Annotated in this window: 12 protein-coding genes; all 12 read right to left on the reverse strand. The window is 45.0% G+C overall.

The genetic code is table 11. The features are described 5' to 3' along the window. Positions 1–171: 171 nt before the first annotated feature. The 12 genes from RA178_RS18970 to RA178_RS19025 all read right to left on the reverse strand — a co-directional run bounded on the left by RA178_RS18970 (position 172) and on the right by RA178_RS19025 (position 12293). Positions 172–609: a ClpXP protease specificity-enhancing factor gene (locus RA178_RS18970; RefSeq protein WP_105250272.1), complete on the reverse strand. Its 438-nt coding sequence runs from the start codon at positions 607–609 to the stop codon at positions 172–174. Continuing rightward, entirely contained in the window at positions 609–1238 is a 630-nt protein-coding gene (sspA, locus tag RA178_RS18975) for a stringent starvation protein SspA (protein WP_006080065.1), read from the reverse strand. The genes RA178_RS18970 and sspA overlap by 1 nt, the downstream gene beginning before the upstream one ends. A gap of 96 nt (positions 1239–1334) precedes the next feature. Next, complete coding sequence (locus tag RA178_RS18980; RefSeq protein ID WP_306683350.1) at positions 1335–2030, reverse strand: cytochrome c1; 696 nt, start codon at positions 2028–2030, stop codon at positions 1335–1337. Continuing rightward, positions 2030–3244, reverse strand: coding sequence for a cytochrome b (locus RA178_RS18985; RefSeq protein WP_105250274.1), 1215 nt, complete (start codon positions 3242–3244; stop codon positions 2030–2032). The genes RA178_RS18980 and RA178_RS18985 overlap by 1 nt, the downstream gene beginning before the upstream one ends. Then, positions 3244–3834, reverse strand: a complete 591-nt coding sequence (gene petA, locus RA178_RS18990) for a ubiquinol-cytochrome c reductase iron-sulfur subunit (protein WP_006080059.1) — start codon at positions 3832–3834, stop codon at positions 3244–3246. The genes RA178_RS18985 and petA overlap by 1 nt, the downstream gene beginning before the upstream one ends. A 370-nt stretch (positions 3835–4204) precedes the next feature. Then, positions 4205–5098 (reverse strand): protease modulator HflC, encoded by an 894-nt coding sequence (gene hflC, locus RA178_RS18995; protein ID WP_113939145.1) that lies wholly within the window; start codon positions 5096–5098, stop codon positions 4205–4207. A gap of 3 nt (positions 5099–5101) precedes the next feature. After that, the gene (gene hflK / locus RA178_RS19000; protein ID WP_028761770.1) at positions 5102–6241 is read right to left on the reverse strand and encodes an FtsH protease activity modulator HflK; all 1140 of its coding nucleotides are present in this window, start codon (positions 6239–6241) and stop codon (positions 5102–5104) included. Between the two features lie 36 nt (positions 6242–6277). Next, positions 6278–7585, reverse strand: a complete 1308-nt coding sequence (gene hflX / locus RA178_RS19005; RefSeq protein ID WP_028761769.1) for a ribosome rescue GTPase HflX — start codon at positions 7583–7585, stop codon at positions 6278–6280. A 23-nt stretch (positions 7586–7608) separates the two neighbouring features. Further along, entirely contained in the window at positions 7609–7881 is a 273-nt protein-coding gene (hfq, locus tag RA178_RS19010) for an RNA chaperone Hfq (protein WP_006084207.1), read from the reverse strand. A 93-nt stretch (positions 7882–7974) separates the two neighbouring features. Next, positions 7975–8901, reverse strand: a complete 927-nt coding sequence (gene miaA, locus RA178_RS19015; RefSeq protein ID WP_306683352.1) for a tRNA (adenosine(37)-N6)-dimethylallyltransferase MiaA — start codon at positions 8899–8901, stop codon at positions 7975–7977. Then, positions 8894–10807 carry a DNA mismatch repair endonuclease MutL gene (gene mutL, locus RA178_RS19020; RefSeq protein ID WP_371134949.1) on the reverse strand — a complete coding sequence of 638 codons (1914 nt, stop codon included), beginning with the start codon at positions 10805–10807 and terminating at the stop codon, positions 8894–8896. The genes miaA and mutL overlap by 8 nt, the downstream gene beginning before the upstream one ends. Positions 10808–10820: 13 nt before the next feature. Further along, positions 10821–12293 (reverse strand): N-acetylmuramoyl-L-alanine amidase, encoded by a 1473-nt coding sequence (locus RA178_RS19025; protein ID WP_306683355.1) that lies wholly within the window; start codon positions 12291–12293, stop codon positions 10821–10823. Between the last annotated feature and the right edge of the window lie 7 nt (positions 12294–12300).

Below are 12300 nucleotides of genomic sequence, written 5' to 3' on the forward strand. Positions count from 1 at the left end.
CCATTGGTCTAAATGGGTAAAGGTAACGCATATCTAACGGATGAATGCGGGCGCAAATGCTATCACACCTTGTACTTAAGGTTTAACCAATTACGGCGATAAAATACAGCGACAAAAAAGCCAGTCATTAGACTGGCTTAGTTTTTAAACGACTTGGGCATTTCACCACAGTTATTTAACCACAGTTAAATGACTGCGACGCTTAGGAGGCTCATCTGTCGGTTCAAACGCTTTATCTGTTGTTTCAACAACAGATAAAGATGAATCGACTTCATCGTCCATCAGGTAAGCATCTTCGATATCGAAGACTGTGCCAGCACCGTTTTCACGGGCATAAATAGCAACAATCGACGCCATTGGCAACATCACCTGCTGAGGAACACCACCAAAACGCGCATTGAACTCCACACACTCATTGCTAATTTGCAAATTGCCCACTGCGCCAGCAGCAATATTCAACACTATCTGGCCATCCTTCACGTATTGCTGCGGTACTTGAGTGCCTTCAACAAAGGCATCCACCACAACGTGAGGAGTCAATTGGTTGTCCATCAACCAATCATAGTAAGCCCTTAGTAAATAAGGACGATTTGGAGTCAAAGGTTTCATTACATACCCATGCGCATTTCGCGTTCGGCTTCAGTTAAAGAAGCTTTAAACGATTCACGCTCAAAAATACGTGTCATATACGCTTTGATATCTTTAGCTACACGGCTATCTAGCTCAATACCTAATACAGGTAAGCGCCACAACAATGGGCCAAGGTAGCAATCCGCTAGACCAAATTCTTCGCTCATGAAGTAAGGCACTTCACCGAAGATAGGCGCAATTGCGATCAGGCTTTCAGTCAACTCTTTACGAGCCGCTTCAACACGATCACCTTTACGGATACGGTCAACGAGCGAATACCAGTCTGTATCGATGCGATGCATCATCAAACGGCTTTGGCCGCGAGACACTGGATAAACTGGCATCAAAGGCGGATGAGGAAAACGCTCATCCAAATATTCCATGATAATGCGTGATTCGTATAAAACGAGTTCACGGTCTACCAAAGTTGGCACTGAGTTATATGGATTTACTTCGAGCAAATCCTCAGGCATTTCGTTAGGGTCGACCTGTAAAACATCAACAGTAACCCCTTTCTCAGCTAACACGATACGTACTTGATGGCTATACAGATCATCAGCACCTGAAAACAGTGTCATGATAGAGCGTTTGTTGGCAGCAACAGCCATTGATACCCTCCAGAATCGAAATAAAACAAAAGTAAACGAGGGGCAAAGCCCCCCGTTTACACTATGCGGATATTACATTTTACCCGTTATTGGTGCCTAGTGTACATCTTTCCAATACTCTTTCTTCAAGAGGTAGGCCACAATAAAGAATATAAATAGGAATCCGAGTACCCACCAGCCCATAGCTTGACGCTCTAGCTTAACAGGTTCAGCCGAATAAACTAAGAAGCCAGTGATATCACGTACTGCTTGGTCGTATTCTTCCGCATTCAATTTACCGCCAGTCACCACAATAGTGCCATCTTCTTGTTTAACTGGTGTGCCTTGTAACTCTTCGAGTACATGTGGCATACCAACAGATGGGAATACTGTGTTATTCACACCAAATGGGCGACTTGGATCTTTATAGAAGCCTTTCAGATAGGAATAAACCCAATCTTCACCACGCACACGAGCAACTAAAGTTAAGTCTGGCGGTGTAGCACCAAACCATTTAGCAGCATCTTTAGGTGGAATAGCGTTTTGCATCAACTCACCAATTTTAGCATCGGTGAACATATACTTATTACGCATATCATCCGCAGAGATACCGATATCGGTCGCTACACGTTCATAACGTTGATACTGAGTGCTGTGGCAACCAGAACAGTAATGTTGGAACAGGTCCACACCACGCTCTAAAGAAGCTTTATCATGCAGATCAACATTGGCATCTTCTAAATGTACGTGTCCGCTCGCGGCAATTGCCAAGGTCGGCAACAAGGTAACTAATGCAATCAATAATTTTTTCATTAGTGTGTCAACCTCGCTGGAACAGGTTTAGTTTTTTCATTCTTGCTGTATACCCACAGCGCCACAAAGAAACCAAAGTAAGTGAAAGTAAACACCTGTGCAACTATCGTCAGCGTCGGCGTGGCAGGCACTACCCCTAAATAACCCAATACTATGAAAGATATAGCAAATTGAGCAATGTTCAGCTTATGTAGCGTACTACGGTAGCGAACTGACTTCACTTTACAGCGATCTAACCAAGGCAATACGAACAGTACTGCAATCGACAGACCCATCATTATCACGCCACCCAATTTATCAGGCACTGCACGTAAAATGGCGTAAAAAGGAGTGAAGTACCAAACGGGTGCAATGTGTTCAGGTGTCTTCATCGAGTTAGCCGCTTCAAAGTTTGGCTTTTCAAGGAAGTAACCACCGCCTTCAGGAATAAAGAACAACACATAGCAGAACACTATCAGGAAGCCCGCGACGCCCATGATGTCTTTTACAGTGTAATATGGGTGGAATGGAATACCGTCAACTGGCCAGCCATTTTCGTCTTTGTTCTTCTTAATTTCGATACCGTCAGGGTTGTTAGAACCCACTTCATGCAACGCAATTAAGTGTAAAAACACGAGTACGACTAATACTAGCGGCAGAGCAATCACGTGCAGCGCAAAGAAACGGTTCAGCGTTGCGCCAGAGATCACGTAGTCACCACGGATCCACAGGGTTAAGTCGTCACCAATAACTGGAATTGCACCGAACAGAGAGATAATTACCTGCGCGCCCCAATATGACATTTGACCCCATGGCAGCAAATAACCCATAAAGGCTTCGGCCATCAGCACGAGGAAAATTAACATACCGAACAGCCACAGTAGTTCTCTAGGCTTCTGATATGAACCGTAAATTAAACCACGGAACATGTGCAGATAGATCACAACGAAGAAGGCTGATGCACCCGTTGAGTGCATATAACGCAGTAACCAACCGTATTCAACATCACGCATTATGTATTCAACAGAGGCAAATGCGCCTTCTGCTGTTGGTACATAGTTCATCGTCAACCAGATACCTGTCAGTAATTGGTTAACCAATACCAACATCGCTAGCGAACCGAAAAAATACCAAAAGTTAAAGTTAGTTGGCGTAGCGTACTGGCCCACGTGACGGTTATAAGTCGCCGTCATTGGGATACGCGCATCAATCCAATTAATTAAATTCTTAACCATTACGCCACTCCTTTATCTACACCGATAATCACGGTGCCATCATCAACATATTGATGTGGAGGGATAACTAGGTTCAATGGAGCAGGTACGCCTTGGAAAACGCGACCAGCCATATCGAACTTAGAGCCATGACATGGACAGAAGAAACCAGAAGTGACACCTTCAACTTGCTCACCAAATGAATCTGGCAAATAAGTAGGTGAACATCCGAGGTGGGTACAAATACCGACAGCAATAAAATACTCTGGCTTGATTGAGCGCAAAGGATTTGTTGCATAATCAGGCTGCTGCATCTCAGCAGAAGCAGGATCTCTTAACTTATCATCATGTGTTGGCAGTTCATTGATCACAGCATCTGTGCGACGGACAACCCATACAGGTTTTCCACGCCACTCAACACGGATCAGCTGACCTGGCTCTACTTTACTGATATTTACTTCGACCGGTGCACCTGCAGCTTTCGCTTTGGCACTCGGATTCCATGACTTGATGAAAGGAACCGCTACAGCGACGGCACCAGCACCACCTACTACGGCGGTTGCGGCTGTCAGGAATCTGCGACGTCCGGTATCGACTGGCGCATTGCTCATCCACTTATCTCCCAGAGGGTGTTGGAATTTTTATATTTCAAAGACTTTCAGCCCTTAGTCATCACTAGGGTCAAAAATCGAAGTTTGAAGCGGGGCTCATTATAGCTAAAAATTAGAAGCAGATCATAGTGAAAACACGCAAGTAAGTTAGGGAGATTGCGTGTTTTTTAAAAAAAGCCTAAAAAAGACCCAACTATTAACCCATTTTAATTCATTTGGATCATATTTTAAGCTTCTTGTCTGTGACATCGGCATAAAGCATGCATCGCTAATATAAATTAGCCCAGACTTTTCAAACTAAGTTAACAATCGCCAGATAAAAAAATAGGCCCTGAGTAACAGGACCTATTAAATCAATACTTTTAATGCATTACTTCTTAGGTGCAGTGCTCTTCATATACTTGAAGAACTCGCTATCAGGCTCTAACACCATAATATCGGACTTGCCTGAGAAGCTGGCTCGATAAGCCTCTAAGCTACGAACAAAACCGAAGAACTCAGCATCTTTGTTGTAAGCATCAGAATATATCTTCGCTGCTAACGCATCCCCTTCACCTCGAATGGTTAAGGCTTTACGTTCAGCTTCGGCAATCTTCACCGTCACATTAGCATCTATTGTTGCACGAATAATTTCAGACTGTTCTTTACCTTGCGCTCTATGCTCTTTTGCCACAGCTTGACGCTCTGCACGCATACGCTGGTAAATACTGTTACTGACGTTAGCCGGTAGATTGATTTGCTTTACACGCACATCAACAACTTCAATACCTAAGTCTTTTGCACTTTCTGAGGCATTGGATAACGCATCATTTTGCAGTTCATCACGCTTACCAGAAACAATCTCTCTGATAGTGCGACGACCAAACTCTGTGCGTAAATCGTTGTTGATCTTACGTTGTAATAGCGATTCTGCATTCGACTTAATACCACCGTTTGTAGACAGGTAATATTTTTCGAAATCCATAATGCGCCACTTCACATAGGAATCGACCATAAGGTCTTTCTTCTCTGAAGTCACAAAACGATCAGCTGCACCATCGAGTGTCTGAATACGGGCATCGAGTAATTTTACTTTATCGATCACAGGCACTTTCATGTGCAGGCCTGGACCGTAGACGCGGGTGACTTGCTTACCGTCAACGTCGTCTTTTAAAATTTCACCGAAACGCGCCACAATAGCGCGCTCGCCTTCATTCACCACCATTAAAGATGACAAACCAATACCTAAGAGCACGGCGATAAGAATAACGCTTAATCTACCCATGGATTACTCCCTCCCTTGGCGAGTACGATCATCGCGGGATGGACGTCCACTCAAAGGCTCATTCGCGCGAGTCGTTGATACAGATGAAGAATTAACATTTTGCTGTGGCTTAGCTTCCAGCTCATTTGTCGCAGGCTTCTGCTGAATTAACTTATCTAGCGGTAGGTACATTAAGTTGCCGTTGTTCTTAGCATCAATCAGCACTTTATTCGTATCTGTCATCACTTGCTGCATTGTATCAAGATACAAACGCTTACGAGTCACTTCAGGCGCAGCTTGATACTCTGGTAATAACAACTCAAAACGAGCCACTTTACCGCGAGCTTCTAAGACTTCACGCTCTTTGTAAGCATTCGCTTGTTGCGCCATACGTTCAACTTCACCACGAGCTTTTGGTTCAATTTCACGGGCATAAGCTTCAGCTTCACGAATAAAACGTTGTTCATCTTCTTGGGCAGAAATCGCATCATCGAAGGCGTCTTTCACTTCTTCTGGCGGACGTGCCGGTAAGAAGTTAACGTCAACAACAGCAAGACCCAATTTGTACGGTTCAAGAATGCGCTCTAACTCTTTCCACGTATCGCGACGAATAGCATCACGGCCCGTAGTCAGAATATCATCCATCTTGTTATGTCCAATGACATAACGCAGTGCACTGTCAGTCGCTTCACGCAAACTGGCGTTCGCATCGACGGCACTAAATAGATATGAGTAAGCATCTAAAATACGATACTGAACATCAAGCTCAACTTTCACGACGTTTTCATCGGATGTCAGCATGCTACCAGACGCAGGAATAGAGCGAACCGATTGAATGTCGACGGGATAAATTTGGTCGATAAATGTGGCTTTCCAATGAAGTCCAGGGCCAATTTCGCCAGCGTGTTTACCAAATCGCAGTGCCACACCACGCTCAGCTTCTTTAATTGTATAAAAACCCGAAAGTCCCCAAACAACTACAGCAACAGCAAGAATGATGATTAGGCTAAACGAACTAAAAGACTGGCCTGAGCCATTTCCTTTGCCGCCAAAGCGCTTTGAAAGATTACGAAAAACCTCGTCAAGGTCCGGTGGTCCTTTGTCGTTACCACCTTTATTTCCCCAAGGATCATTACCCTTGTTACCGGGCTCGTTCCAAGCCATTTAGCACTCCATAAGTGGATGAAATAAATTAGATTATTAACAAACAGCTTCATCTATCGAATCTTCGAAGATGAAGGTTTCTAACTCACCCTGACTCTGTTTTGTTAATCGGCGCCAATCGGCGTCCGATAAACGAACAGACAAAATACAGTTCCCCAGATCGTCGTACTCTTTCTGCTGTATCGCATCCAGTCGATAAAACTGGCCAAGATAATGTCCAGCAGTTGCCGGAATTCTAAGTGTTAGCTCTTTAATCACCTCACCAATAAGCTCAGTGATGGCTTTCAATAGCAAATCAAATCCTAAACGCTTCTGTGCTGAAACCCAAACTCGAACGGGTTTGCCTATGTCGTTATATTCAATTCTTGGCGTCACATCTTCGAGTAAATCGATTTTGTTACAGACCACGAGTTGCATGACTTCATCGGCTTGGATGTCTTTCAGTACAGATTGAACCTGATCAAAATTATCCGCCATGTTTTCATCTGCACAATCAACTATGTGTAGTAATAACTCAGCTTGCCTTGTCTCTTGTAAGGTTGCCTTAAATGCAGCAACGAGATCATGGGGCAAATGACGAATAAACCCTACAGTATCCGCTAATATCACGGCACCATCAGGTAAATCTAACTTTCTTAGCGTAGGATCGAGTGTGGCAAATAGCTGATCTGCAGCATAAACATCAGATGATGTTAGGGCATTAAACAGCGTTGATTTACCCGCGTTTGTGTAGCCGACTAATGAGACTGTCGACAAATCACTACGCTTACGTGCACGTCGACTCTGTTCACGTTGCTTATCAACTCGCTCTAAGCGTTTGTTGATATTTTTAATCCGTCCTCTGAGCAAACGTCTATCGGTTTCGAGCTGGGTTTCCCCTGGACCACGTAAACCAATACCGCCCTTTTGCCTTTCAAGATGCGTCCAACCACGGATCAGGCGAGTCGACATATGGCGCAATTGCGCTAGCTCCACCTGTAACTTACCTTCGTGAGTTCGCGCTCTTTGGGCAAAAATATCGAGAATAAGTGTCGTACGGTCGAGCACTCGACACTGACACACTTGCTCAAGATTACGCTCTTGGGCTGGACTCAATGCATGATTAAAAATCACCACATTGGCTTCAGTCGCCGCCACTAATGCAGCTAACTCTTCGGCTTTACCAGAACCCACAAAAAATTTGCGATCCGGTGAACGTCGACTTCCAGTAATCACCCCGACTGATCTTGCCCCAGCTGATTCTACTAATAGCTGCAGCTCGACTAAATCTTCTCGGCGTTCCTCATCGGAAAAGTCGATATGGACAAGAACCGCAGTTTCTCCCGCCTCATAACGATCAAACAAGAAGCAAACTCCTCAGATAATACTTATTCGCCACTAGGCGCATCATCTTGAGCACCATATCCGCCTTGGGCATTTTGGTGACCAGTAACGTTGAATGGGCGTGCTGGCACGACAGTAGAAATAGCGTGTTTATAAACCATTTGGCTCACTGTATTTTTCAACAGAATGACAAATTGATCAAACGACTCTACCTGTCCTTGGAGTTTAATGCCGTTAACCAAGTAAATTGATACAGGAACGCGCTCGCGACGCAATGCGTTCAAAAATGGGTCTTGTAAAGATTGCCCCTTAGCCATTTTATTATTTCCTTTTTTAATTTATATAAAATAAATCGATATCAGTGATAGTTTTTTGTTTAGTTTTAGTATTATACAGCAAGGGCTAATAAGCTAGCGGCATTGACGCATAAGCATAACTAAATTCCCCTCAGCACCACTTTCAAGCCAATTCAACTCTGGCCAACTCCGCAACCATGTTAATTGACGCTTAGCCAATTGCCTAGTAGCAGCAACCGCTTTTTCGACCATAGTATCATAGTCAAACTCACCATCTAGGTATTGCCAGCACTGTCGATAACCGACACAACGCATTGAAGGCAAGTCTAAATGCAAGTCTCCACGGGCTTTTAGCTCTGTGACTTCCTCAATAAAGCCCTGTTTGAGCATAAGCGCAAAACGTTGCGCTATTAAGTCATGTAACACTTTGCGTTCGCGCGGTGCAATAGCAAACTGCACTACGTCATAGGGCAAGGGAGCTGACTTAGTCTGAGTCAACTCAGTCATGCTCTTGCCGCTTATTCTATAGACTTCCAGCGCTCTTGAAAGTCTTTGTGGATCATTAGGATGAATTCTTTCTGCCGACACGGGATCTATCTCCCTTAATTGGTCATGCAGTGCTTCCCATCCCTTTTCATCCGCCTCCGCTTGGATCTCGGCCCTAATGGCGTCGTCCGCACTCGGCAAAGGTGACAAACCTTCGAGTAACGCTTTGAAATACATCATGGTTCCGCCAACTAATACTGGCGTTTTCCCCATACTGACAATCTCTTCTATCTGGGCTATTGCATCGGCTCTAAAGTCGGCTGCTGAATAGCTTTCACTGGGATCACGAATATCAATTAATCTGTGCGGCCCACGAGCCAGTTCGTCTGCTGAAGGCTTGGCACTGCCAATGTCCATACCACGATAAATTAATGCCGAATCGACCGAAATGATTTCACAGTTATGCTTTTCGGCCAATTCTAATGCTAAAGCTGTCTTACCTGAGGCCGTTGGCCCCATCAAAAATAACACTTTAGGCTGTAATTCTTTATTCACTTGCTTGCTCTTCTAGCCACGATTGCCAAGGTAAGAATATCGCTTTGTTGGCAATAAGCTGTTTTTTCTCTTCAGCTAACTGCGAAAATGCTGCCCAGACTTCTGGTGCCGAAACGAATCCCGTTAAACTGTGTTTTGCCAACCAAAATGCCAATGCGCTCGGCGCAGGTGTTTCAAAACGTAGCGATTGTAGCCACTCAGGGATCACTTTGGCTAACTGGCTCTCTCTGATATATGGGGGCACTTTTTTAATAATCAACTGCTGGTAACGAATTGTTAGTTCTAAACCTAATTGGCGGATCAGCGTGTCGTGTTCAATGAGCACAGCCTGCCAATCCGCATCAGCCGCGACAGACACTGGCATCAATAAAGGCTGACCAATTAACCCCGTCGCTAGTTTAGCTTCAATCTCTTGGCATCGCGTCGCCAATGCTACTGATTTTATTGATAATAGACTGAGTTTATCTTCCGACGTCATCACCCAATATTGCCCATCTAATATCGATGGCATAGGTAACACAGACTGATAATCTTGATCTTTTACACTGTAAGAAGGGGTTTGCAGTAAAGCACCATAACTTGCTATTGCCGCCTTTGACGGTAATTCAGTACGTTGTCGAGATTCACCTGCAGAATAACTGCCACGGCTGCTGTCCCTTGGCGTTGTCATGCTGCCAAAAGCATTGGTTTGAGTGCCAAAACTGGCGCCTTCTCGTCCTGCGACTAGAGACTTTACTTGAACGGCAGGGGTAACTACATCTTGAGCAGACTCAAGTGTATCAGTTTGCGCATTAACTAGAGCTGAATCAGCGCCAAGTATAAAAGGGGCTGAGATTTCAGTGGCGCTTATCGGGGCATCCACAAACACATCTTCAACCTCATCCAAAGAGCTAGAGTGAACAAAGTTGAGCTCTCCTGCTTCTTCCAGCGCCGATTGCAATGCTTGCAGAATATAATCATGCACATAGCGGCTCTGATGGAATCGCACTTCATGCTTAGCAGGATGCACGTTAACGTCCACTTGATGGGGATCGATATCCAACATCAGCACGTAGCCGGGTTGCTCAAGTTCTGCTTTTTGGGCAAAGGCTTGACGTACTGCATGATTGACTAAGCGATCACGGATAAGGCGTCCATTGACATAAAAGTAATGGGTATCGCTGATAACCGGTGACCAAGGTGACTGCAAATAGCCACTGAGGCGCAAATCATCGTGTTGACATTCAATCTTAAGCGCTTGCTCGGCAAATGGACGGCCACACACTTGCGTCAAACGCTGTAAATACTGGGCTTCATTCATGGCAGGACGATAATTACGTACTGTCTTGCCGTTATGCGTCAACGTGAAATGAATATCGCCGCGCACTAATGCAATGCGCTTTAACCATTCATCTATATGGGTAAATTCGGTTTTGTCACTCTTTAAAAAGCGTCTGCGAGCCGGTGTATTAAAGAATAAATCCACCACTTCAATCGTCGAACCTACTGGATGCGCGGCGGGCATCACTTTAACGGCCATGTCGGCACCTTCAGCATGGGCTTGCCACGCTTCGGTTTGCTCAGCCGTGCGTGACGTTAAAGTTAAACGTGAGACTGAGCTGATACTGGCTAGCGCTTCACCACGGAAACCAAAACTAAGGATTGCTTCAAGATCGTCTAAAGTGTGCAGCTTTGAGGTCGCATGGCGCGATAAGGCTAGCGCAAGTTCATCTTTAGGTATGCCAGATCCGTTATCGCGAATTTTAATCAGCTTGCTGCCGCCTTTGTCGATTTCAATATCGACTCGGCTCGCTCCTGCGTCGAGGCTATTCTCGACCAATTCTTTGACTACGGAAGCGGGTCTCTCAACCACTTCCCCCGCCGCAATTTGGTTGGCTAATTGCGGAGGCAGGATCTGAATGCCCATCATGCTTTCCTATTTAACTCTGGGGTATGACTAACGTTTGCCCTAACTGCACCACATCGGACTTCATTCCATTCGCTTGTTTGATGCTGGACATAGGCACACTGTAACGTTGCGCGATTGCAGATAAAGATTCTCCGCGACGGACCTTATGTTTAACCTTTGTCGATACGGCATCACCAACATAGGCTGTAGGTGTTCTTTCTGTTGAGGTTCTTTCTGTTGAGGTTCTTTCTGCTGATGCTTTTGCTGTGGCTTTGGCCGGCTTAGCACTGCTAGAGCTTCCTCCCCTTCTTTGGGCAAGCAAAGTATCCGCTGGCGGATTGTTATGATAGTAACGGCTCACCCCCTTATAAATAGCATTGGCAATGCTCTCTTGATGGCGACTACTCGACAGTAAACGCTCTTCTTTAGGGTTTGAAATAAAGCCCGTTTCAACCAAGATTGAAGGAATATCCGGTGACTTCAGCACGGCTAAACTCGCGGACTCAGGGCGACTTTTATGCAATTGAGTCACGCCACCTAAATCTTTTAAAATATCCCCCGCTACAGAATGGCCAATTGCCATCGAACTGTTCATTGACATATCGAGCAGCGTCATAGCCAAATACTGTTCATTATCCGTGTTTTGGATAATCTCACCCGCGCCACCCAGCAACTCAGAGTGTTTCTCTTTTTGCTCTAACCAACGACCAATTTCACTATTAGCACGACGCATTGATAGCACCCATACGGAGGCGCCACGTGGATTGGGCGAGGTAAAGGCATCCGCATGAATAGAAATCAGCAGATCCGCCTTACTGTTGCGCGCCAGTTCAGAGCGTTTATTTAAATTCACAAAATAATCACCAGTACGGATCATCACAGCACGCATGCCTGGCGTGTCATTGATCTTGCTGGAAACACGTCTGGCGATTTCTAGGGCGACCTTTTTTTCATAAACACCAGAAGGACCAATGGAGCCAGGATCGTCGCCACCATGACCCGCATCAATAGCAATTACAATATCGCGGGATGATTGCGCCGCTTGGGTGACAGTTTTAACGGGTGTAGATGACACGATAGCCGTTGCAGTAGTTAACGTTTTATCTTCTAAATCAACCACTAGACGATTGCCATAGGGCGCAGTAACAGGCAAAGAAAACAAGCTTGCATTCAATGGTTTTACGAGATCGATCACTAAACGCAAATCACCTTTAGTCGGTGACTTACTGACCCGCACGCCCTTAACCAACTTACTGTTGTTTTCAAGATTTTTAAGCACAACTTTAGCAGTGGTCTTTTTTAAATCCACCACTAAACGATTAGGGCCATCTAAAGAGAAATAGGTGTAATCAGGCACTCCACTCAAGTCAAACACGATTCGAGTTGACTCAGGCGCGGCCCAAATACGTACGCTTTCTAACTGATTAGCAGCATGGGCCGCCACAGAAAAAAAAGAACATAAAGAAAGAATAATAATTTGAAAATACGGGTTATTTTTTATCATTTTAGTT

Source organism: Shewanella oncorhynchi, from assembly GCF_030848765.1.
Lineage (GTDB): Bacteria > Pseudomonadota > Gammaproteobacteria > Enterobacterales > Shewanellaceae > Shewanella > Shewanella oncorhynchi.